The organism is Nocardioides euryhalodurans, from assembly GCF_004564375.1.
GTDB classification, from domain to species: domain Bacteria; phylum Actinomycetota; class Actinomycetes; order Propionibacteriales; family Nocardioidaceae; genus Nocardioides; species Nocardioides euryhalodurans.
This window is the reverse complement of the sequence record NZ_CP038267.1, coordinates 3,483,163-3,504,142: the sequence shown is the minus strand read 5'-3', so window position 1 is coordinate 3,504,142 and position 20,980 is coordinate 3,483,163. Positions and strand designations below refer to the sequence as shown.

Sequence of the window (20,980 nt, the reverse complement as noted above, 5' to 3'; positions counted from 1 at the left end):
CGCACTCAGGCGTCGGCGGCGGCCTTGTCGGCGCCCCGGCGCCAGCGGATGCCGGCCTCGAGGAAGTCGTCGATCTCGCCGTCGAAGACCGAGGCCGGGTTGCCGGACTCGTAGCCGGTCCGCAGGTCCTTGACGATCTGGTACGGGTTGAGGACGTAGTTGCGCATCTGGTCGCCCCACGACGCCTGCACGTCGCCCTTGAGCTCCTTGAGCTGCGCCTCCTCCTCGGCCTTCTTCAGCGCCAGGAGCTTGGCCTTGAGCACCACCATGGCGCTGGCCTTGTTCTGGAGCTGCGACTTCTCGTTCTGGCAGCTCACCACGACCCCGGTCGGGATGTGGGTCAGCCGGACGGCGGAGTCGGTGGTGTTGACCGACTGGCCGCCCGGGCCACCCGAGCGGTAGACGTCGACGCGGACGTCCTCGTCGGGGACCTCGATCTCGTCGGTCTGCTCGAGCACCGGCACCACCTCGACAGCGGCGAAGCTCGTCTGCCGGCGACCCTGGTTGTCGAAGGGGCTGATCCGCACCAGCCGGTGGGTCCCGGCCTCGACGCTGAGCGTGCCGTAGGCGTACGGCGCGTGGATCGCGAAGGTGGCCGACTTGAGGCCGGCCTCCTCGGCGTAGGAGGTGTCGAAGACCTCGACGGAGTACTTGTGCTGCTCGGCCCAGCGCGTGTACATCCGCATCAGCATCTCGGCGAAGTCGGCCGCGTCGACGCCGCCGGCCCCGGAGCGGATCGTCACGAGCGCCTCGCGGGCGTCGTACTCGCCGCTGAGCAGGGTCCGGATCTCGAGGCTCTCGACCGCCTTCTTGATCTTGCCGAGCTCACGCTCGGCGTCGACCAGGGTCTCCTCGTCGTTCTCCTCGCGACCGAGCTCCACCATGAGCTCGAGGTCCTCGATCCGGCCGTGGAGGGCGGTGAAGCGGTCGAGCTCGCCCTGGAGCAGCGAGAGCCGGCCCGTCACGCGGGTCGCGTTGTCCTGGTCGTCCCAGAGGTCGGGTGCGGCGACCTGCTCACCGAGGTCGGCGATCTCGGCGCGCATGGCGTCGAGGTCGAGCACCTGGCCGATGGTCTTCATCGTCGCCTGGAGCTGCTTGATCTCGGAGTCGTAGTCGGGGCCTGCCACGAGGAGCAAGGCTACCGTCGGGGCGGATGGGTCGCCCCATCGGCGGGGTGGAGCGCCGCGGGCGCCGGGCTCAGCGGCGGCCGAACACCTGCGCGGCGTACCACTGGCCGTCGTCGCTGCGGCGGGCCGCCATCCCCAGCAGGCGGAAGCGCGGCTCGAGGATGTTGGCGCGGTGGCCGGGCGAGTTCATCCAGCCGCGGACCACGGCGCGACCGGTGGCGTAGCCGTAGGCCACGTTCTCGCCGGCCATCGTGAGGTTGCACCGGTTCATGACGCGGCCGAGGTCCTGGTGGAACATCCGCTCCTGGTTGGCCATCCGGGTCGCCTGCCGGCGCGCGAAACGCTGCACGCAGACGCTCTTGCGGAGCCGGGCGTGGTCGTGGTCGACGCGCTTGGCGTTGGTCGAGCTCCGCGCCTGGTCCTGGTAGCGGCCGGGCGTCTGGGCCTGCGCGGAGGCGGGCACCAGCGACACGAGGAGGGCGAGCAGGACCGACGCGAGGACGGTCCGGGACGTGAGGGTACGCAACGGGGGGCTCCTATCGGGGGGCGGAGGAGTCCCTCGAGGGTAGCGCCGGGTCCGGATCGGCGCGAGGTTTCACGCCAGGGTGGGGTCGCCCTCCGACACCTCGAGGGTCTCGTCGCCCCCGCCGGCGGCGTCCTCGTCCTCGCTCGGCGCCCGCGCCGGGAGGAGCAGCACGAGGCCGACCACGACCACGGAGATCAGGGCCGCGGCCCCGAAGGCCCACTGGACGCCCCCGACGAAGGCCGCGCTCGGAGCAGCGCCCGCGTCGAGCAGGGCGTTGGTGCGCGACGACAGCACGGTCACCGAGACGGCGGTGCCGATCGCGGCGGAGACCTGCTGGGTGGTGCCGAGGAAGGACGAGCCGTGGGAGTAGAGGTGCGGTGGCAGGGCACCGAGGCTGAGGGTGAAGACCGGCGTGAACAGCGCGGCCAGGCTCACCATCAGCAGCACGTGCGCGCCCAGCACCAGGGCGTACGGCGTGGTCTCGCCGACCCTGCTCAGCACGGCCAGCCCCGCGACGACCCCGATCGCTCCGGGGACGACGAGGGGCCGGGCACCGACCCGGTCGAACACGCGGCCCACGCGGGGGCCGAGCAGGCCCATCGCGATGCCGCCGGGGGCGACCAGCAGACCCGTCTGGAGCGGGCTCAGGCCACGCAGCTCCTGCAGGTACAGGGGCAGCAGGATCATCGCGCCCATCATCGCCAGGAACGACACGGACTGGACGGTGACGCCGACGGCGTAGGTGCGGTGGCTCAGGACCCGCAGGTCGAGCAGGGGGGTGTCACGCCGCTGGAGCAGGCGCTGCCGGAGCAGGAAGATGCCGACCACGACCAGGCCCGCACCGACCAGCGCGGGCGCCGGGACCGTCGAGCCGCTCTCGGCCCCGATCTGGCTCAGCCCGTAGACGAGCGTGCCGAAGCCGAGCGCGGCCAGGACGACGCTGGGCACGTCCAGCCGCGCCGGGCGGGTCTCCCCCACGTCGGTGAGCTTGCGCAGCGAGAACCAGGTGATCAGGGCGGCGACCGGCAGCACCAGGCCGAAGAGCCAGCGCCACGAGGCGAACTGCAGCACGACGCCGGACACCGCCGGGCCGAGCGCGGGCGCGACCGAGATCGCGAGCGACACGTTGCCCATCACCCGACCGCGGTCGTGGACGGGCACGATCGTCATCAGGGTCGTCATCAGCAGCGGCAGCATCACGGCGGTGCCGGCCGCCTGCACGATGCGTCCGGCGACGAGCACCCCGAAGGTGGGGGCGAGCGCCGACACCAGGGTGCCGAGGAGGAAGACGCCCATGGCGGTCCGGAACGCCTGCCGGGTGGTCACGCGCTGCAGGAACCAGCCGGTCACGGGGATGACCACGGCCATCGTCAGCATGAAGGCGGTCGAGAGCCACTGCGCGCTGCGCGCGGAGACGTCGAGCTCGACCATCAGCCGCGGGATCGCGTTGACCATGATCGTCTCGTTGAGGATCACCACGAAGGTCGCAAGCACCAGCCAGCGCAGCACGGCGTACGGCGACTCCACCGGGCGCTCGGTGGTGGACGTCGGGCTGTGCTCGGGCACGGGTGCTCCCAGGGGATCGGACTCGCAGGTGGTGGACATGCCGGTGAAGACCGGGCCTTCGTCGACAACTCATCGGATCACGCAGGGATTCCCCCGGGCCACCGGATTTCCCGACCCGTTGCGCGGACGCGCCCGCGGCGGGACCATCGTCGGTACGGGTCATGGGGACCGCGGTCCGGGTTGGAGCGGTCGAGGGGGTGCCCCGTGGAGGAGACCACGGAGATCACGACCACCGCCGTCGTGGTGCGCCCGCCCCGCGGCCCGCTCGGCGGCCTGGCCCGCTGGGCGGCGACCGACTGCCGCCCGGGGTCCGTCGTGCTGAGCATCGGCGCCGGCGAGAACTGGTCGGGGTCGTTGCGACCGCTGCTGCGACGGGAGCCGTACGTCGTGGGCGTGGACCCCGACGCAGCGATCGAGCGCAACCGCTCGCTCGCCGAGCGGCACCGGACGACGCTGGAGGAGTACGCGTCCGAGGCAGAGGGGCGCTTCGACCTGGCGATCGCGATCTACGTCCTCGAGCACGTGGCCGACCCCGCAGCGTTCACGACTGCCTGCGCCCGGGTCCTGAAGCCGGGCGGGACCCTGTTCGCCCTGACCCCGAACGTCGAGCACTACTTCGGCGCGACCACCTGGGCGCTCTCGCGGCTCGGGGTCGCCGACCGGCTGCTCGAGCAGCTGCACGGGCACGACGACGGCCATCACCACCACCACGAGCACTTCCGCACCGAGTACCGCCTCAACTCGATGCGCCGCCTGGCCCGCCACCTCGGCGCGAGCGGGTTCCGCGAGGTGGAGTTCCGCTGCTTCGACGACACCGCCCGCTACGCCTGGTACCTCCCCAAGGGGGTCGGCTGGTTCGCGCCCGCCTGGAGCCGGCTCGCGTACGCCGTGGGGTCGCCGCACCTGATGGGGCACCTGTCCTTTCGGGCCGTCCGATGAACCGTCCGATGAAGGAGCCGACATGAACGACACCGTGGAGATCGCCGCCCGACCCCTGATCCTGGTCCGCGGCTTCGGCGGGCTCGACGTGAGCGCCGAGCAGAGCAGCGCCTACCAGGGCTACAACGACGGCACCGTCTATCCCGGGCGCCGCGGCGACAACTACATCTACGAGGGCTTCCTGCTGCGGGCGCTCAAGGCCGAGCGGCACCGCTACACCGACGCCACCAACGTGATCGGCTACTACGCCGACGACGTCGGCGCCCCCGACGACCTCGACGGCTTCGACCCCGGGGACGCGAGCGGACGGGTGGTCATCGACCCCGCCATCGCCCGGCGGGTGCTCCGCGAGGCGGCGCGCGGCACGATCTGGGTCTACCGCTACTACGACCTGACGCCGCGGTCGCTGGCGACGTACGGCCGGCAGATGGTCCGGCTGATCACCCTGATCCGGCGGGCGCTCGAGAAGCAGGAGCCGGGCAGCTTCACCGGCGTCGACGTCGTCGCCCACAGCATGGGCGGGCTGGTGGTCCGGGAGGCGCTGCTGGCGATGGAGGCGGACCGGGCCGGGTCGGCGCAGGAGCTGGTGCACAAGGTGGTCACGCTCGGGACGCCCCACCGGGGCATCGCCTTCCAGCGACTGCCGGACTGGCTGCTGCGCGCCCTGCCCGGTGCCAAGGAGGGCGCTGACGAGCTGAGCTCCTTCGACCCGCGCAGCACCCGGTTCCTCGAGGTGGCCAAGGCGTTCCCGGTCGAGCGGATCCTCACCGTCGTCGGCACCAACCACAAGAGCTACGGGGTCGCGGGCTCCTCGCTGCTCAACCGGGTCTCCACGCTGCTCGACGAGGGGTCGCTGGCCACCAACCGCAGCGACGGGCTGGTCAAGCAGGCCTCGGCCCAGCTGCCGGGCGCGCCGCGGACCTTCGTCCACAAGTGCCACGGCGGGCAGGACTCGCTGGTGACCTCGCGCGAGGCGTACGAGATCACGATGCGGTTCCTCCACGGCACCCACCGGATCCGGCTGTGGCTGGACGAGGCGAAGGTGCAGCGCGGCCAGGACTGGTTCGGCCGCAGCGAGTTCTACCTCGGGGTCACGATCAAGCCGCGCTTCGTCGACTTCGAGCTCTTCCACCAGAGCAGCGAGGCCGAGAACTGCTACGGGCCGTTCCGCGACGCGGCGCTGACCGACGGGCCGCCCGACCTCGCGACCGAGCTCAGCAAGCCGCTCGCCGACCAGGGCGACGCGACCACCGGCTGGGCCGGCGCCAACCGGCTGATCTGGGAGGGCTGGGTCGACGGCCACCAGAAGCCGGACACGAAGGCGCCCGGGCTGGTCTTCCGCCTCGACGTGTCGGTGACCGAGCGCGACACCCGTGGGGTGGGCTTCTCCGACAACGTCATCTTCCGCAAGCAGTACTACGTCCAGGCGTTCCCCGGCACCGAGCCGGAGCTCTTCCTCCACACCGGCGAGCAGTACGTCGGCGGCAGCCAGCCGCCGACGCGCGACCAGCTGGCCGCGCTGGCGGCCGAGCAGGAGTCCGACGCCGCCTCGGCCGCCGTACGCCACCTCGAGCGGACCTCCAGCGGCGACTGGCTCTTCGAGGTGGAGGGCACGGGCTTCGAGGGGATCCTGCGGGTGGCCATCGACCGGGCGTGAGTCCGCCCGGTCGAGACCGGCGCACCTGCCCATTGACCTGCCCCGTCGGCGCGGAGGACCCTCGGAGAGCGCCTCCCCGTCGGGAGGCCGGGGGGAGGCAACCGTGGCGGCAGCACCACTCCGCGTCGTCATCCTGGGCGCCGGCTTCGGCGGGCTCGAGGTGGCCACGCGGCTCTCGGCCGCGCTGGGGTCGGAGGTCGACGTACGCCTCGTCGACCGCAGCGACGGCTTCGTCTTCGGCTTCTCCAAGCTCGACGTCATGTTCGGGCGGACCACGGCCGATCACGTGCACCTGGCGTACGCCGACCTCGCCCACCCGGGCGTGACGCTGGTCCGGGACGAGGTGGTCGCGATCGACCCGGTCGGCCACGTCGTCACGCTCGGCTCGGGCACGCTCGAGGCGGATGTCCTCGTGGTGGCGCTGGGCGCCGACCTCGACCCGGCGGCCACGCCCGGCCTGACCGACGGCGGCCACGAGTTCTACTCGGTCGCGGGCGCGATCGAGGCGGGCCAGGCGCTGCAGCGGTTCGAGGGCGGGCGGGTCGTGGTCGCGGTGACCTCGACGCCGTTCAAGTGCCCGCCGGCACCGAGCGAGACGGCGCTGATGGTTCACGACTTCCTGACCGGGCGCGGGCTGCGCGAGCGGTCGGAGATCGAGCTCGTGATGCCGCTCCCCCGCCCGATCCCGCCGTCGCCGCAGGCGTCGGAGGCGGTGCTCGAGGCGTTCGCGGAGCGCGGCATCGGCTTCCGTCCGGGGGCGATGGTCCGGTCGGTCGAGGACCGCGGTCGCCGGCTGGTCTGCTCCGACGGCGACACGCTCGACTGCGACCTGCTGCTGGCGGTGCCGAAGCACCGGGCGCCGGCCGTGGTCGTGGCGAGCGGGCTGGCCGAGGACGGCTGGGTCCCGGTGGACCCGCAGACGCTGCGGACCCGCTTCGCCGGGGTCTACGCAGTGGGCGACGTGACCAGCGTGGGGACGCCGAAGGCAGGCGTCTTCGCGGAGGGGCAGGCCGCGGTCGTGGCCGAGCAGATCATCCGGGAGCGGGCCCTGACCACGTCGAGCGCCGGCTACGACGGCCGCGGCATCTGCTACATGGAGCTCGGCGGGGGCCGGATCGGCAAGGTCGACGTCACCTTCACGCCCGGCGAGGCACCGCACGGGACCCTGGAGGGTCCGTCGCTGGCGCTGGCCGCCGACAAGCGGGCCTTCGGGACGGACCGGGCGCTGCGGTGGTTCGGGCGGGACTGGACGCCGGTCGGCGAGTGACGGCGCCCGAGATGGATACGAACGCCGGCCCCGTGCTCGAGACTGCTGACGCGGTTCGGGCCAAGCGCGCGAGAGCGACTGAGGCCGTCGAAGAGGCGCTCCGACGAATCGAACGGCTCAACCCGGCCCTCAACGCCGTCATCGGCCTCCGAGCCGAGGAGGCGCTCGCAGAGGCCCAGGCGCTCGACCGGTCCACGCCGACCGGACGGCTGGCCGGGGTTCCCGTCCTGGTGAAGGATCTGGAGGATGTCGCGGGAATGTCGACCCGCAAAGGTTCCGTCCTGCTCGCCGACGCCGCCCCGGCCGACCGCGACGGACTGGCACCAGCTCGTCTTCGTGCCGAGGGTGCGATCGTCGTGGGCAAGACGGCGTTACCGGAGTTCGCATGCGCGGGCTTCACGGCCAGCCTGCTCACCGGAGTGACACGCAACCCGTGGGCGCTCGACTACTCGCCCGGGGGCTCGAGCGGAGGATCGGCCGCAGCCCTGTCAGCGGGAATGGTGCCGATCGCGACCGCTACCGACGGCGCTGGCTCGATCAGACAACCAGCTGCGCTCTGCGGGCTCGTCGGGATCAAGCCCACCCACAACATGGTCGCGCGACGACCGGTGCCCGACTGGATCGACCTGAACACCGACGGCCCGTTCGCCACCACCGTGGCGGATCTGCGGCTGCTTCTCGATGTCCTCTCCGGACATGAGCCCGGTGACCCCGACGTCGCTCCCGGACAAGGGATACGAGGGGGCAGCCCGCACCCCCTCCTGCCGGCTCGGCTCTTCCTGGGGACGGGATTCGGCGACGGCCTCCCGCTCCCGAGATCCGTCGCGGCCGCATTCGACCAGGCCTCGGCGGCGTTCGCTGAACTGTGTGGGTGCCCGGTCGAGCACCTTGGCGTCGGCCAACCGATCGACCGCGACGAGCTGGTCGATGTCTGGGACACGCTCGTTGGCGCCGAGCACGTCTCCGCGCTCGGGCGCGACTGGGTGGAGTCCGGGCTCGACCGCATGCACCCGACGTCCCAGGACTTCCTCGGCGACGCTTTGACGATCGGTATCGACGAGTACCTCGCGGCCAGGCGACGACGCTTCGACTTTTCAAGAGTCGTCGACGACCTGCTCGGCGAGGACCGTCTCCTCGTCACCCCCACCGTCGGCGTCTCGGGACTGCTCGCCGACGACGGAGAGCCCCACCCCAGCGACCCCGATGGCCAGATCCGGGAGAACTTCTACGTGAACTTCCTGCAGAACCTCACTGGCCACCCAGCCATCACACTTCCCGCCGGCCGGTGCGGGGCCATGCCGTTCGGTCTCCAGGTCACCGGCCCCAGGTACAGCGACGCCTGGCTGCTCGACCTGGCCGCCCTCTGGGAGGCGGAGCACCCCTGGCCTCGCACGGCCCCGGGATACGAGCCCTTCCACCTCTGAGTCCACCCCGATCAGTCTCGACGGCGCCTCTCCCTGCTCATGTGCCAGCGAGCTCTCCCGGTCAGTCGAGCAGCACGGTCGCCGACGCGCTGGCCGAGACCGGGGCTGTCTGCGGCGCTCCCGGGAAGGTGAGCGGCAGGTCGAGCGGCGCCTGCACCCGTACGACCACGCTGTCGTCGGCCGGGTCAAGGGAGACGGCGTAGCGCAGGCCCGGGAACTCGGCGTACGCACCGGTCTCGCGCAGGTGGTCGGCGACCGCCGCGGCGGCCAGGGCGCGGGCCTGGTCGAGGCGCGGCTCGTCCCGGATGCCGTCGGTGTAGAGGTCGGGCTCGTTGCGCGACCCGGCGTCGGCCCCGGCGAGGGCCGCGCCGTCGGCGACGGTGGCGAGACCCTGGCGCTGGAGGTACGCCGCGGTCGCGTCGACCACGACCGCCACCATCATCATCAGGACCACGGCCAGTCCGACGATCAGCAGGCTGGTCTGGCCGCGCTCGTCAGGGATCCTCTGATGACCCATCACAGGTCCCGGAACTGCCCGACGGGCACGGTGTGGGTCGAGTCGAGCGCGAAACCCGGCGCGTCGCCGCCGAGGATGCCGGGGAGCAGCGGCAGGTCGACGCGGGTCCAGACCCGGACGGTGATCACGGCGCCGGCGAGGTGGCAGTCGCCGCTGCCGCAGTTGATGTCGAACCGGAACGCCCGTCCCTCCCCGCCCTGGTCGTCGAGCGCCTGCCGGATCGCCGCCCGCGCCCTGACCTCGCCGGCAGGGTCGGTCTCGGCGAGCGAGTAGGCACGGGCCGCCGACCGCGCCGCGCTGGTGACCGCGAAGGCACCTCGCTGCACCTCGAAGACCGAGAGCACGATCCAGATCACCGGGACGAGCAACAGGATGCCGAGCCACACCAGCTCGACCAGCGCGGTGCCGTCCTCGCCGCGGCTGCGACACGTCCTCACGGCGACTCCTCCACCGCGTGGGCGACCACCTCGACCGGGACACCCGGCCCGGCCAGTCCGAGCGGCGGCACCGTCGCGCGCACCCGCACCTCGACCGTCGGTTGCCCGTCCAGCGACACCAGGCGTACGTCGACGTCGCGCGCGAAGCGGCCCGCGAGCACGTCGTCGACCTGCTCGCGGGTGCGCGCTCGCCCGTCGGCCAGGTCCTGGTCGAGGGCGGCTGCGTGGCGGGCGCCCTCCGCAGCGGCGGAGGAGAGCGTGTTGCGGACCATCAGCACCAGCCCCAGCTGCAGGATCCCGAGGAAGAGCGGGACCAGCACCACCAGGACCAGCACGAAGTCGACGACCGCGGCCCCGCGCGACGAGCGGCGGCTGGGAGGGGTCACGGTCAGCCGACGCTGCGCAGCGCCGCCCGCAACATCGACCTCAGCTCGCTTCCGGCCACCTGGCTGATGATGGCCACCAGGCCGACGGTCATCACCGTGATCAGTACCCAGCCGGGCACGTCACCCCGGTCGCCGCGGCCACGGGGTGCGGTGAGCCCGACGTACAGGCGGGTCATCAGGAGGGTCAGCTGCTGCATGGTTCCTCTTCCGTTGGGGTCATGGTGTGGTCATGGACAAGCCGACGACGCCGGGCCAGAAGGCGAAGAAGACGGTGACGGGGAGCACCAGGAAGACGACGGGGACGAGCATCAGCACCTCTTTGCGAGCTGCGACCTCGATCAGCTCGCGGCGCCCGGCCTCGCGCACGTCCGCGGCCTGCGCGTGGAGCACGTCGGCCAGCGGTGTCCCCCGCTCGACCGAGACCGCGATGCCCTGGGCGAAGCGCGCGACGATCGGCTGCGAGGTCGAGGCGGCCCACGCGTCGAAGGCGTCGCCGAGCGGCTCGCCGGTGCGGATGTCGCCCAGGACGCGGGCGAGGTCGCGGGAGAGCTCTCCGCCGCTGCGTCGTACGACCCGGTCGAGGGCGGCGACCGGCCCCTCACCTGCCGCGACGGCGAGCGCGAGCAGCTCGGCCACCGTCGGGAACTCGCGGAGGATCCGCCGCTCCCGCTCCCGCACCTGACCGGTCAGGTGGTAGTCGCGACCGATCACCCCGAGGGCGAAGCCGACCAGGCAGAGCACCAGCGACGAGACCACGCCGGCACCACCGCCGAGGCCGTCGAGCAGGGCGTAGCCCGCGGTCAGGCCGAAGCCGACCAGCCCCCACACCACCTGCTGCACCCGGAAGTCGGCCACCGTGAGGTCGAGGCCGGCGCCGTCGAGCCGCCGGCGCACCGAGGCAGCCCCACCGAGGACCCGCTCCACCCACCCGGCGAGCGTGCTCAGCGGCGGGCCGAAGACACCGACGGCCGCCGGGAGCGGGGAGTACGTCGACGTCACGGCCCCGGCCGGTCGGTCGAAGCCGGCCAGGTCGTGGAGGTAGGGCAGCACGCGGATCGACAGCTGGGGGCGGCGGATCGCATGGAGCCGCGCGACCACGAGCAGCACCCCGGCCGCGGCGACCAGGCCAAGCACCGCACCCCACCAGCCTGCCGTCACGTCAGGATCCGCCGTTCCGCGGGCAGCCGCCCGATCCGCATCATCAGCCGGTAGGCGACCAGGCAGGTCACCGCCCCGGCGACCAGGACGACCACGCCGCCCACCGAGTCGTAGCGCTTGATGACGTCGGACTGGGCGGTCATGAAGAGCAGCACCACCCACGGTGCCGCCACCGCCATCCGGGCACCGTTGATCGCCCAGGCCTGCCGAGCCTCCATCTCCGAACGGGTCCGCGCCTCGTCGCGGAGGTAGCCCGACAGGTTGCGCAGCAGCCGGCCGAGCTCGCCGCCGCCGACCTCGCGGGCGATACGGAGGCCCTCGACGACGCGGTCGCCGACCGGGTCGGCGAGCCGTGCCTTGAGCCGGTCGAGGCTCTCGCCGAACCGGCCGCTGAGCTGGTAGTCGGTCGCGAACGCCTGGAAGGCCGGCCGCAGCGGCTCCGGTCCACGGGTGCCGAGGTTGCCGAGCGCCTCGGGCAGGGAGAGCCCGGCGCGGACCGCGGACGCGAGGTTGTCGACCGCCTCCGGCCAGAGGTCGGCGAGCTCGCGCGAGCGCCTGCGGGCGCGGGCGGCGACGACGGTCACGGGGAGGCTGCCGGCCAGCACGGCGAAGCAGAGCGCGACCGGCGGTGTCCGGGACACGACCTGGACGAGGAGCCCGACCGCCAGCGCGAGGATGAGGCACATCGCGACGAAACCGGGCGCGCTCACCTGGCTCAGACCCGCGGCGGCGAGCGTACGCCGGAGCGGCCCCGGACCGGTGGCGTTGCGGGGACGGCGGGGCAGGAAGAACGCCGACCAGACGAGCATCAGCCCGATGCCGACGCCCAGCCCCACCACCGCGCCCATCAGAGAGCGCCCTCGAGGACCTGGTGGATGTCGATGCCGAGGTGGGCGAACCGGTCGAGGCGAGGCGGCATCCCGTGCGCCCGCTGCAGCTCGCCGTCGACGCGCTCGAAGATCGACTCGGTCTCGATCACGTCGGCCTCGACCCGACCCGGCACGGCCACGATCTCCTGCACCCGGCGTACGCCCTGCTCGTCGAGGGAGAGGTGGACGACGAGGTCGACCGACGACGCGACCGTGGGCACCACGAACCGGGTGCGTTCCGCAAGACACCCGGGTGTCTCGATGAAGGCTCGAATCCTCGTGCGTTCGTCAGGACCCCGAATCGGACCCAACTACGCCGATAGAGGTGTCATGCGAACCAACCGCCGCCGCGCCAACCAGCCCACCGCTCTCCGTCTCGTCGGGTACGAGCGGGTCTCCCGAGCACGAGACGAGATGGAGTCTCCTGAGATTCAGCGCCGGGTGAACCGAGAGTGGGCAGCCCGCCTCGGACACACCCTCGTCACCGAAGTCACCGACCCCGACGCCACGGGCCGCAACTTCAACCGCGACGTTCAACGCGCCATTGAGATGGTCGAGACCGGGCAGGCTGACGGAATCCTCGTCTACAAGTTCTCGCGCTTCGGACGTGACAACGCGGGATTCCAGATGAACCTCGGACGCATCATCAAGGCCGGTGGCGACCTGTACTCCTCCACGGAGGAAGTGGATGCCACCACCGCTGCCGGGGCTCTGTCCCGAGACATGCTCGCCGCGATTGCCTCGTTCGAGTCCAACCGCTTCAGCGAGCAGTGGAAGGACTCCCAGGACCTTCGGCTCGACCGGGGCCTGCCACACACCGGCGACCCTCGATTCGGCTACATCCACCACAAGTGCCGGTCACAGGCCGTCACGGCAGCGGGCTGGCGCATCCGTAACGCGAAGGACCCGGAGTGTCGGCCGCACGGCGACTGCCGCGAGGAGTACCGCATCGACCCCGAAACCGGGCCGGTGCTCGCAGAGATGTACAAGCGCTACATCAAGGGCCAATCGCTGGTCGACATCGCCAACTGGCTCATCGAGGAGGGCGTGCCGACGACCCGTGACGGTGTCTGGCGGGCCTCGCTGGTCGGTGACCTACTCGATTCAGGGTTCGGCGCGGGTCGGCTCCGCACCGGTGGACGGGGCCTGCCCTCAGACAACAACACCGTCGAGTTGCACCAGGGCGCACAGGAAGCCGTCATCAAGCCCAAGGAGTGGAGCCAGTACATGGCCCGACGGCGCGACAGGCGCGGCAATCAGTCGGCCGTTCGAATGAAGTGGCCGCTGTCCGGGATCACGGTCTGTGGCCGGTGCGGAAATGGGATGACCTGCACCACCGGCGGCCCCTCCGGCCAGCAGATTCGCGGCTACATCATGCGCTGCATCAAGGCTCAAGACTCCAAGACCTGCAAGGGCGTCTGGCGGGTGACCAGGGACGTGGAGGAGGCGCTCCTCGGCGAACTCGACGCACTCGCCGCAGAACTAGAGGCCGCTGGCCGACGAGCAGCCCGAACCGTTCGTGAACAGCGCACCGACCAGAGCGCGCGGATGCGCCGTGTCCAGGCCGACCTCAAGAAGGCTAGGGATGGGCGTAGGCGACTCATGGACGCCCTCGTCGCCGGGGTCTACACGCTTGATGAGGTAGCCGAGAAGCGAGCAGAACTCGATCAGAAGGTGGCCGCGCTGGAGGTGGAGATGTCCGGTGCGGAAGCACCCGTGCGTGTGTGGACCCCGCCGCAGATCCGGTCGCTCCGGCAGGACTGGCCTCGGTTGCCGCTCGACGCCCGGCGAGAGATGGTCCGCCTCCTGGTGGACAAGATCATCGTTCATCCGGACAAGCGCATCGAGGTGTTCCTGTCTCCGGCGCTGACCGGAAAGGCAGCGGCCTAGCAGGTCCTGGCCCGGTCTTCCGGGTCGCAGGTGCATCGAGTGCCCACGCCCAGCCTGTCGCTGGCGCGTGGGCACTCTGGCATGTGAGCCGTGGGGTCGTGCGGATGCCGGGTCCGCTCGGTGTCGGCAAGGTATTCGTGGCGGGGCGGCAGCATGCCCGGACGCTAGAGATGCGCACCGACAGCAGCCTTACGCTGGAGGGGTGTGCAAACCCGACCAGCAGCCTGATGGTGTCCCGGTTGACCCGGTGACCGGCCTGCCTGCCCTCACCCTCGGCGTGCCGATCACATCCGCCGACGTAGACCAGGCCATCGCCGACGACGAGACCATGGAGACGTTCGTCGTGGGACGACCGGCTCCACGAACTTCTCGCCCGGCCCGACATCTGGGCTGGTGTAGCGAAGTTGAGGCAAAGCGCGCGCGGGATGCCGACTGACCCACGCGTCCCGCTGACACGTCGACGTGTCCGGGCTGGCCGTTAGCGTCCCCGTGTGCCCTCCACAGGCGGCGGGCCAACCACATCGGCTCCCCCGCCACCCCGGGTGGCGACACAGCCGAAGCAGCACAGAGAGGGAGTCACCCTGAGCGCCGCGACGGCGCGGGGACGGGTGACTCCCTCAACTGCTGCTTTGGCCCTCAGGGGCCATTTCGCCACACCTCGCCGACCACCCAGTCCCCAAGGGGTCGGGGTACCCGGCCGATAGACACTCACTCGGCGGCGGTCGTCGACGCCCTCCCCGCTCACACCTCGCCGAAGGCCCGGTCCGGATCAACGTCGAATGTCGGGTACGCGTCGCCATCGTGCGCAGGCGACGGACGGACGTAACAGGGAGGTCGTCCTGGCATGCATCGACAGCCTTCGAGGAGCACCTGGCCATGTCGTCGCTGACCCGTGGTAGACGATGGCTTCCAACCACGGCCGGATGCGAAGCACACGCCCGGCGCTTCATCGCCGAGGCTGACCCGCTCGTCACCACCGCTGAAGTCCTGGGTCCGGCCATCACACCGAGCGACGTCGCCGTCGTGGGTGTCTCTACTTCAGAAGGTGGGTTGCGCAACTGTTCCGGCGAGATTGGGAGCCTGCCAGCCTTGGTCGTGGAGTCGGCGGAGGACCTCGTGGGCGAGTGCCGTGATGTCGGCGGGTGCTTCGGTCCATGCGGGCGCGCTGCGCCACAGGAGCGTGTTGGGGTCGCCCGGGGCCATGAGCGTGTAACACAGGCTGGTGCCGGTGTCGGGGTCACTGAGCCAGATTGGGTCACGTGGGGTCCATGGGCGGCCCGGCGGGATGCCGAAGATCGTCGGACTCTGGTAGTCGATGCCATGCTCGGGCCGATGGAGTTGGTCGCTAGTCGAGTCGATAATGGTCCGGCCCGGCCACCCGGGAATGCGGACTTGCGCGACGAGATGCCCGGGCCAGCCGTCATCATCCGCTGTCGGCGCAATGCCGACACTCCACGCTGATGACGGCCATGCGTCCATCGGGACACCCTGGTCCACGAGCCCCCGTGCCTCCGCGTTGAAGGCGATGGCGTGGACCGCAACCGGTCGAGCAGAGAGTCCCATTAGCCCGAGGACCTCGACTGTGAGGCGAGTCGACCTGATGCAGGAGTTGGGGCGCTCCAGCAGCGTCAGAGTGGCGGCTCTAACCATGGCTGCAGCGTCGTAGAGCCAGTCGTCGTCGCTCACATTGCGCGAGTCTAGGTGCTCATCCTGGTTTGGCACGGGATCTTTCGGACATGCCGATGAGCGGTGGCTGCTCACTGCCCCGAACTGTCTGCGCTTCGTGGCAGCATTTGGAGAGTTCAGTCCAGGGCCAGCGAACAGGGGAATGCCACATGGCCAAGAAGGTCTTTCTGAGTTTCCATTACGACGGTGACGTGACGCGCTGTCAGCGCATCCGGAACATCGGCGCGATTGAGGAGGACCGGGAAGAGGTCAGCGCCCAGCGATGGGAGGCGATCAAGGGGGACGGCGACCAGGCGGTCAAGAACTGGATCGCGAGGGAGATGGCCGGCAAGGACGCGGTCGTCGTGCTGGTCGGCGGTGGGACTGCTTCACGCAAGTGGGTCAAGTACGAGATCGAGAAGGCGTGGCAGGACAAGAAGCCTCTCGTCGGCATCCGTGTGCACGGGATGCTGGACCTGCAGGGCAACAAGGGGTCCTACGGCGACGACCCTTTCGGCAAGGTCTTTGACAGTGACGGCACGCCGCTCAGCCGCTATGTCTCCCTCCACAACCCCAGCGGAGCCGACAGCAAGGCTGTGTACGCCACCATCCGGGACAATTTTGAGTCCTGGGTAAACGGTGCGGTCAAGCGGTCCTGGTGAGTCCGAGTCGCGAGCCGAGGTGCGCCTTCTGCGACATCATCGCGGGGGACGCCCCGGCTCGGGTCGTCTCGCGGGGACGCGGTGTCACGGTGTTCTTGCCGGATGAACCGGCGACCCGTGGGCACGTTCTGTTGGTCCCCGACGATCACGTCTCCGACATCTGGGCTCTGTCTCAGGGAGCGGCCCGAACTCTAGCCTCGGAGGTCCTACGCGTTGCTGGCGCTGCCCGCGACGCCATGCAGCCCGAGGGTCTCAACGTGATCCAGTCCAATGGGCCGGCGGCCACTCAGACCGTCAACCACCTGCACGTGCACGTCCTGCCTCGATGGGCGAATGATGCCGTCGACGACTTCTGGCCATCCCCGAACCCCACGTGGTCGACAGCAGAACTCGATGGGATGCGGTCGGCCCTTGAAGCCGCCGTGGCGGCGTCCAAGCCTGCCGGGTATGACATGACCAGCGAGCAGGACCGGGAAGATCGGCGCAAGCATCTCGACCTAATTTCGGGAGCCATCGCGCGGATGGCGGCCTCGTCAGCCGCAGCGAAGGGATGGTCGGTCACGCTCGCTGGCGCTGCATTCGGAGTAGCCCTAGTGAGAGAAAGTTGGCCGTTCATAGCACTCGGCATCCTGGTCCTCGTGTCGTTTGCCGCTCTTGATGCCAGATACCTCAACGCCGAGCGTCATGCCCGAAAGGTCTACAACTCGATTGCCGACGACAACACGGTTGTCCCGTTGTCGATGAAGGGGCTAGCCACCCAGGGTCGCCCCCCACGGTGGTGGTGGCCGAATCACTTCCGTAATTGGTCCATCTGGCTCTTCTATGCTCCGCTCGCCGTCGTCGGCGGCGTGCTCTTGGTCATCGCACTGATTGCGGGTCCGGCAGCGCACCCTGCGGATACGAAGTCGCCCAGAGAGACGCCTAGTCAGAGGCCGTAATCGCGTCCGGGTCCGGGGGGTCTGGCAGGGTGGACATCCGTGCGGAATCACCGCACCTGCGCCGTTCAGGCTTGCGCTCGGGGGAGTGATCCAAGTGCCGATGAAGTACCTGTTCGCCGACGAGAGCGGCAACTTCGACTTCCGATGCCACATCGCGAACTCCGGTCCCACTCGGTACTTCGCCGTCGGCACCCTCATGATGGAGGGCAAGGAGAACGTGCAGCGGCTCCGTGGAGATCTGCTTGCCCTTCGTGATGAGTTGGTGATGAACGGCACAGCGCATGACGGGCCCTTCCACTGCACCACTGACTCACAGGCCGTCCGCGATGCCGTGTTCGAGGTGTTGCAGAGCCACGAGTACAAGATCGACGTGACCCTGCTGGAGAAGGCTAAAGCCCTGCCCCGCACCCGAACCACCGACCAGCAGTTCTACAAGTACGCGTGGTTCTACCACTTCAAGTGGTTCTCAGGGCGGTACTTCGGTCCGGCCGACGACCTCCTGGTTGTGTCCGCAACGCTGGGCACGAAGAAGACGCGAGCAGCGTTTCGTGGTGCCGTCGAGGACGTTGTGCAGCAGTGCTGCAACTGGAAGGTGAACAAGCGCTTCGGCCACTGGGACGCGGCTTCGGACCCGTGCCTGCAAGCGGTCGACTACACCTTGTGGGCGGTGATGCGTGACGCCGAACGCGGCGACAAACGGTCGCGAGTGTTGATCGAAGACAAGATCGCAAGCGTCTACGACTTGTGGTCCGTGGGCCGGAACTACCACTACGGGCCGAACGCAGTCACCGCCTGAAATGCGTTGAACCCGCATCAACTAGGACTTGGAGTCCAGAGCCCAGGGGCTCTTCTCGTCAGTGCGGGTTCACGGACATGTAAGCACAGATGGCGTCGTCGTGGGGAGTCATTAATCAGCGTGTTGAGCCCCTGGCCGCAAACCCCGATCGCCTCGCATCCGCCCATGCCGGTGACAGGATGACCTTCGCGCTGGCACGGGACTAAACCTTCACCAATGAACGCCTGCGACGGGCCGCCGACACCGAACCTGATCAGCATCTCCAAACCGCCGGGTTATGGCCTTGGCCCCAGGCCACGCCAGGGTGGCGGGTTCCAGAAGGGGAGCGCGAAGGCCGTTCGGAGAGCGATTCGATGCGCGGCGACTGAGACGGCTAAAGGCCGAGCCGTCCTGCGACGTTGCCATCGGCTAGAAGGTTCTCGCGCCGCTCATGGCGTTGGACCGAGCCAAGCGAAAGCAGGTCTGCGTGGGCCGCGATCGAATATGAGCGGACGTCGTTGCGGATAGCCGTACGCATCATCCCCGTGCGCAGCGAAGTCCACACGAACCGGCCAGACAGCCCCGCTTCCTCCGTGCGTTGGTGCACCACCCGGTTCAGACCGCTCTCTCGGATGCCCTTGGAGAAGATCACCCTGAAGTTGGTCGCGTGGAAGGCGAGGCCGTCGGGGTCCAGGAGGCCGTGCTCGTCCAGAAGTTCTAGCCACGCTGTCCATGCGTTTGCCGCGTCGTATGCCGGGTCAGGTGCGGAGGGCAGGTAGGTCAGCCTTATGCGTCCAGCGATCGCCAGTACAAGTCCGCGTCCGTGAAACTCGACATCTCGCTGACGCAGGGTCATTGCTTCGCTCGTCCTCAGTCCAGCCAGGTAGCCGATCAGCAGGAGCGCTTGGTCTCGGACCTGAGCGGGTGTGGGGGCCAGTGGATCAGCGACAGTGAGACGGGAGCGGAGCCATTGAATGTCGATGGGGCGTCCTTCGACTCCGAAGACGTATTGGCCGCCGCCAAGCGCACGGAGTGCACGCACAGCGGCCACAAGACACCGCGGATCGCTTGGAGTCGCCTCCACGGTGTACGTGGTTGTGGTGTCTGCGCCGCGACCGATCTTCGAGGTCACCCGGATGTCGATTCCCTGTCGAGTGAGGTGGATGTCAGCCCAGCGCAACCTCGCGAGCGCAGTGGCGGGGATGTTGGTGGCTTCGACCGTCAGATGCGCGGCGAGAGCGCGCTGCTGGTCCGGGTTGAGCACCCGACAGGCGTCGACCGACGCGTGCATTAGTTCGAGATAGAGGGGGTCGTAGTGGCTGTGCCGTTCGCCCACCGGCTTGTTGGCGAGAAGACCTCGCAGAAACAGGCGAACATCGGGGTCCTGTAGCCACGGACGGAGTCCGAGTAGTCGGCGATCTAGGTCGAGCAGTCGAAGTCGCTCGCGCATCTGTCGCCCGGACAAGTCCTGGTCAGCCAGGGCGGCCAGGTACAACGTCACGGCTTCCGGAGACTCGTCGAGACTCAACCGAGCCCGGAAGGTGACGAACGCGGCGGACTCCTGACGGGCTCGTTCCACACGCGCAGGAGTCACCGACCCGGCGAGTCGCTCTTCACGGCCCATCAAAGCCCCATCTGGGCCGTCGGATTGTTGCGGAACGGATCGTCGGTCGCGATGTACCGGATCAAGGAGTCGAGCGTTGCGTGGCGGCTGCCCTTCGCGATGTCCTCCAGTCGAAGGCCCAGGTCTGCTGCGGTCGAGATGAAACCTCGGCGCAGTGAGCGACCAGACCATCGGCCCGGAACCCCAGCCTCGGCCATTCGGGAGCGGATGGCGACCGTGACAGCGGTCGTGGTGAGCGGCTCTGTGCCGATGCGCCCGGCGCGGCCTACTACGGTGAAGCAAGCGCCCTCGTTCAGGTAGTCCGTCCCGAGTTGCCGCTCCATCCGGTCCCGCCAGGCGAGCAAGGCGGCGACAGGATCGGTGGTCGACGATTGCCCGCATGGAATGCCAACGTCGACGCCCTCTCCATCGCGGTCGGTCTTCGACCGTCTCAGCCGCAGGACCATTCCGGTGTCGACGAGCGTAACCTCGGGCCAGCGGAAACCTACGAGATCAGGTCGCCTGAACGCGCCCGCGAACCCCACCAAGATGAGGGCCTTGTCACGCAGGACGGCGGGTCGTGTTTCGCCGAGCAACGCGATGGCGTCGTCGATAGCGGCCTTCCTGCCGTCTCGGCCGAGCGAGTCGAGGCGCGCCTTACGGATCCGATAAACGTCGCGCGCTGTCCACGGTCGGTCGTCGCGACCGCCGGATGGGTTAGTCCGGCCAATTGCCCAAGGACTGGTGTTGCCACCCAGATCACGCCAGGCGCGCAGTGCACGGACGCCGCATCGCCCCGGGTCGCGGTGGGCGTCTATCCGCACCGTTCGGTCCGAGCGGTCTGCCCGAACCGCCCGCAGGTGAAGGCTCGCTCGCTTCTCTGTAAGTCTCACATCTGGCCACTGGAGGCGGGCCATCTCTCCGTCGCCGACACCCGCGCGGTGGAGGGACAGCAAGGCCCGGTCACGGACTTCGATGGGGTCGGATCCGATCGAGTCGAGGTAGCGGCAGACTTCCCGCAGTGGGCCGATCTTCAGTGCGCTGATCTCGCCCTGGGGGTCGCGCGGCGCAACCGCCTTCCGCATCGTGCGCAGGAACATCGTCATAGCGGGATCGTCGCCCGGAGGCATGAGGCCAGCCTCAACATGGAGGCGGTTGATGGCAGCCATATGGGAGCGGAGTGTCCCTAATGCCGCCCTGCCGTCCCCCAGCGCATCGGAGAGGTACAGCATGACTACCTCTGGCGGCGAGTCGAGTGGTTCGAATCCTTTCGCTTCGCACCACTCCACGAATCGCTTCCAGCGCCGTGCGTAGTCCTTACGAGTCTGGTCCGCAATGCTCTCGGAGAATAGTCGTGCAGTGCGCGAGATCAGTGCATCCAGTTCGTCTTGCGGCTCGCCGACCTGACCGCCCAGGAACGCGGCCACTCTCGCTTCGCGGAGTCGGACGGAGAGCGAAGCCGCGCTTCCTGCCAAACCGGTGGGGCGAGGCAATTGCCGACGCGGCCGCTTTGCATTGGGTGGCCACTGGACGTAGTCAGTCACCCGAGGATCTTGCCGCGGCAGGGCAGTCCG

General features: G+C 69.5%; 22 protein-coding genes. 9 read left to right on the top strand and 13 right to left on the bottom strand.

Annotated features, from left to right (window positions below; translation table 11 throughout):
- Nucleotides 1-5 precede the first annotated feature (5 nt).
- The 3 genes from prfB to EXE57_RS16970 all read right to left on the bottom strand — a co-directional run bounded on the left by prfB (nt 6) and on the right by EXE57_RS16970 (nt 3,219).
- A complete protein-coding gene (gene prfB / locus EXE57_RS16980) occupies nt 6-1,127 on the bottom strand; it encodes a peptide chain release factor 2 (protein WP_135079547.1) in 1,122 nt (373 codons plus the stop codon).
- 70 nt (nt 1,128-1,197) lie between these two features.
- The gene (locus EXE57_RS16975) at nt 1,198-1,653 is read right to left on the bottom strand and encodes a CAP domain-containing protein (RefSeq protein ID WP_208542894.1); all 456 of its coding nucleotides are present in this window, start codon (nt 1,651-1,653) and stop codon (nt 1,198-1,200) included.
- Between the two features lie 69 nt (nt 1,654-1,722).
- Nucleotides 1,723-3,219 carry an MDR family MFS transporter gene (locus EXE57_RS16970; protein WP_244246882.1) on the bottom strand — a complete coding sequence of 499 codons (1,497 nt, stop codon included), beginning with the start codon at nt 3,217-3,219 and terminating at the stop codon, nt 1,723-1,725.
- A gap of 204 nt (nt 3,220-3,423) precedes the next feature.
- Between EXE57_RS16970 and EXE57_RS16965 the strand changes: the two genes are divergently transcribed.
- The 4 genes from EXE57_RS16965 (at nt 3,424) to EXE57_RS16950 (ending at nt 8,506) form a co-directional block, all read left to right on the top strand.
- On the top strand, nt 3,424-4,158 hold the full coding sequence (locus tag EXE57_RS16965; protein WP_167305955.1) for a class I SAM-dependent methyltransferase: 735 nt from the start codon (nt 3,424-3,426) through the stop codon (nt 4,156-4,158).
- A gap of 22 nt (nt 4,159-4,180) precedes the next feature.
- Nucleotides 4,181-5,815 (top strand): esterase/lipase family protein, encoded by a 1,635-nt coding sequence (locus EXE57_RS16960; RefSeq protein WP_135079540.1) that lies wholly within the window; start codon nt 4,181-4,183, stop codon nt 5,813-5,815.
- Nucleotides 5,816-5,918: 103 nt separating this feature from the next.
- Nucleotides 5,919-7,082, top strand: a complete 1,164-nt coding sequence (locus EXE57_RS16955; RefSeq protein ID WP_135079538.1) for an NAD(P)/FAD-dependent oxidoreductase — start codon at nt 5,919-5,921, stop codon at nt 7,080-7,082.
- Between the two features lie 11 nt (nt 7,083-7,093).
- The gene (locus EXE57_RS16950) at nt 7,094-8,506 is read left to right on the top strand and encodes an amidase (protein WP_135079536.1); all 1,413 of its coding nucleotides are present in this window, start codon (nt 7,094-7,096) and stop codon (nt 8,504-8,506) included.
- A gap of 61 nt (nt 8,507-8,567) precedes the next feature.
- Here the strand turns inward: EXE57_RS16950 and EXE57_RS16945 are convergent, their stop codons facing one another.
- The 7 genes from EXE57_RS16945 to EXE57_RS16915 are packed head-to-tail and all read right to left on the bottom strand — an operon-like array spanning nt 8,568 to nt 12,097.
- Nucleotides 8,568-9,023: a pilus assembly protein TadG-related protein gene (locus EXE57_RS16945; protein WP_135079534.1), complete on the bottom strand. Its 456-nt coding sequence runs from the start codon at nt 9,021-9,023 to the stop codon at nt 8,568-8,570.
- Nucleotides 9,023-9,460 carry a hypothetical protein gene (locus EXE57_RS16940; protein ID WP_135079532.1) on the bottom strand — a complete coding sequence of 146 codons (438 nt, stop codon included), beginning with the start codon at nt 9,458-9,460 and terminating at the stop codon, nt 9,023-9,025. The genes EXE57_RS16945 and EXE57_RS16940 overlap by 1 nt, the downstream gene beginning before the upstream one ends.
- Nucleotides 9,457-9,846: a TadE/TadG family type IV pilus assembly protein gene (locus tag EXE57_RS16935; protein WP_135079530.1), complete on the bottom strand. Its 390-nt coding sequence runs from the start codon at nt 9,844-9,846 to the stop codon at nt 9,457-9,459. The genes EXE57_RS16940 and EXE57_RS16935 overlap by 4 nt, the downstream gene beginning before the upstream one ends.
- Nucleotides 9,847-9,848: 2 nt before the next feature.
- Nucleotides 9,849-10,043: a hypothetical protein gene (locus EXE57_RS16930; protein WP_135079528.1), complete on the bottom strand. Its 195-nt coding sequence runs from the start codon at nt 10,041-10,043 to the stop codon at nt 9,849-9,851.
- Nucleotides 10,044-10,062: 19 nt separating this feature from the next.
- Nucleotides 10,063-11,004, bottom strand: coding sequence for a type II secretion system F family protein (locus tag EXE57_RS16925; RefSeq protein WP_135079526.1), 942 nt, complete (start codon nt 11,002-11,004; stop codon nt 10,063-10,065).
- Nucleotides 11,001-11,852, bottom strand: a complete 852-nt coding sequence (locus tag EXE57_RS16920) for a type II secretion system F family protein (protein ID WP_135079524.1) — start codon at nt 11,850-11,852, stop codon at nt 11,001-11,003. The genes EXE57_RS16925 and EXE57_RS16920 overlap by 4 nt, the downstream gene beginning before the upstream one ends.
- Nucleotides 11,852-12,097 carry a hypothetical protein gene (locus EXE57_RS16915; RefSeq protein ID WP_167305954.1) on the bottom strand — a complete coding sequence of 82 codons (246 nt, stop codon included), beginning with the start codon at nt 12,095-12,097 and terminating at the stop codon, nt 11,852-11,854. The genes EXE57_RS16920 and EXE57_RS16915 overlap by 1 nt, the downstream gene beginning before the upstream one ends.
- Before the next feature lie 190 nt (nt 12,098-12,287).
- On the opposite strand from EXE57_RS16915, the gene EXE57_RS16910 reads away from it, so the two are divergent.
- Together EXE57_RS16910 and EXE57_RS16905 are read left to right on the top strand one after the other, a co-directional pair.
- Nucleotides 12,288-13,763: a recombinase family protein gene (locus EXE57_RS16910; RefSeq protein WP_167305953.1), complete on the top strand. Its 1,476-nt coding sequence runs from the start codon at nt 12,288-12,290 to the stop codon at nt 13,761-13,763.
- 202 nt (nt 13,764-13,965) lie between these two features.
- Nucleotides 13,966-14,199: a hypothetical protein gene (locus tag EXE57_RS16905; RefSeq protein ID WP_135079518.1), complete on the top strand. Its 234-nt coding sequence runs from the start codon at nt 13,966-13,968 to the stop codon at nt 14,197-14,199.
- 602 nt (nt 14,200-14,801) lie between these two features.
- Here the strand turns inward: EXE57_RS16905 and EXE57_RS16900 are convergent.
- Entirely contained in the window at nt 14,802-15,449 is a 648-nt protein-coding gene (locus EXE57_RS16900) for a hypothetical protein (protein WP_135079516.1), read from the bottom strand.
- A 149-nt stretch (nt 15,450-15,598) separates the two neighbouring features.
- Between EXE57_RS16900 and EXE57_RS16895 the strand changes: the two genes are divergently transcribed.
- The 3 genes from EXE57_RS16895 (at nt 15,599) to EXE57_RS16885 (ending at nt 17,824) form a co-directional block, all read left to right on the top strand.
- Complete coding sequence (locus EXE57_RS16895) at nt 15,599-16,090, top strand: TIR domain-containing protein (RefSeq protein WP_135079514.1); 492 nt, start codon at nt 15,599-15,601, stop codon at nt 16,088-16,090.
- A complete protein-coding gene (locus tag EXE57_RS16890; RefSeq protein ID WP_167305952.1) occupies nt 16,087-17,028 on the top strand; it encodes an HIT family protein in 942 nt (313 codons plus the stop codon). The genes EXE57_RS16895 and EXE57_RS16890 overlap by 4 nt, the downstream gene beginning before the upstream one ends.
- Before the next feature lie 100 nt (nt 17,029-17,128).
- The gene (locus tag EXE57_RS16885; RefSeq protein ID WP_135079510.1) at nt 17,129-17,824 is read left to right on the top strand and encodes a DUF3800 domain-containing protein; all 696 of its coding nucleotides are present in this window, start codon (nt 17,129-17,131) and stop codon (nt 17,822-17,824) included.
- A 373-nt stretch (nt 17,825-18,197) separates the two neighbouring features.
- Here EXE57_RS16885 and EXE57_RS16880 read toward each other — a convergent pair whose 3' ends face one another.
- Nucleotides 18,198-19,427: a site-specific integrase gene (locus EXE57_RS16880; protein WP_135079508.1), complete on the bottom strand. Its 1,230-nt coding sequence runs from the start codon at nt 19,425-19,427 to the stop codon at nt 18,198-18,200.
- On the bottom strand, nt 19,427-20,950 hold the full coding sequence (locus EXE57_RS16875) for a hypothetical protein (RefSeq protein WP_135079506.1): 1,524 nt from the start codon (nt 20,948-20,950) through the stop codon (nt 19,427-19,429). The genes EXE57_RS16880 and EXE57_RS16875 overlap by 1 nt, the downstream gene beginning before the upstream one ends.
- Nucleotides 20,951-20,980 lie beyond the last annotated feature (30 nt).

Excerpts from the sequence above, each read along its gene's own strand:
- EXE57_RS16960 (WP_135079540.1), top strand. The coding sequence starts at position 4,181 with ATGAACGACACCGTGGAGATCGCCGCCCGACCCCTGATCCTGGTCCGC.
- EXE57_RS16950 (WP_135079536.1), top strand. The coding sequence starts at position 7,094 with ATGGATACGAACGCCGGCCCCGTGCTCGAGACTGCTGACGCGGTTCGG.
- EXE57_RS16945 (WP_135079534.1), bottom strand. The coding sequence starts at position 9,023 with ATGGGTCATCAGAGGATCCCTGACGAGCGCGGCCAGACCAGCCTGCTG.
- EXE57_RS16930 (WP_135079528.1), bottom strand. The coding sequence starts at position 10,043 with ATGCAGCAGCTGACCCTCCTGATGACCCGCCTGTACGTCGGGCTCACC.
- EXE57_RS16920 (WP_135079524.1), bottom strand. The coding sequence starts at position 11,852 with ATGGGCGCGGTGGTGGGGCTGGGCGTCGGCATCGGGCTGATGCTCGTC.
- EXE57_RS16910 (WP_167305953.1), top strand. The coding sequence starts at position 12,288 with ATGGAGTCTCCTGAGATTCAGCGCCGGGTGAACCGAGAGTGGGCAGCC.
- EXE57_RS16895 (WP_135079514.1), top strand. The coding sequence starts at position 15,599 with ATGGCCAAGAAGGTCTTTCTGAGTTTCCATTACGACGGTGACGTGACG.
- EXE57_RS16885 (WP_135079510.1), top strand. The coding sequence starts at position 17,129 with ATGAAGTACCTGTTCGCCGACGAGAGCGGCAACTTCGACTTCCGATGC.
- EXE57_RS16880 (WP_135079508.1), bottom strand. The coding sequence starts at position 19,427 with ATGGGCCGTGAAGAGCGACTCGCCGGGTCGGTGACTCCTGCGCGTGTG.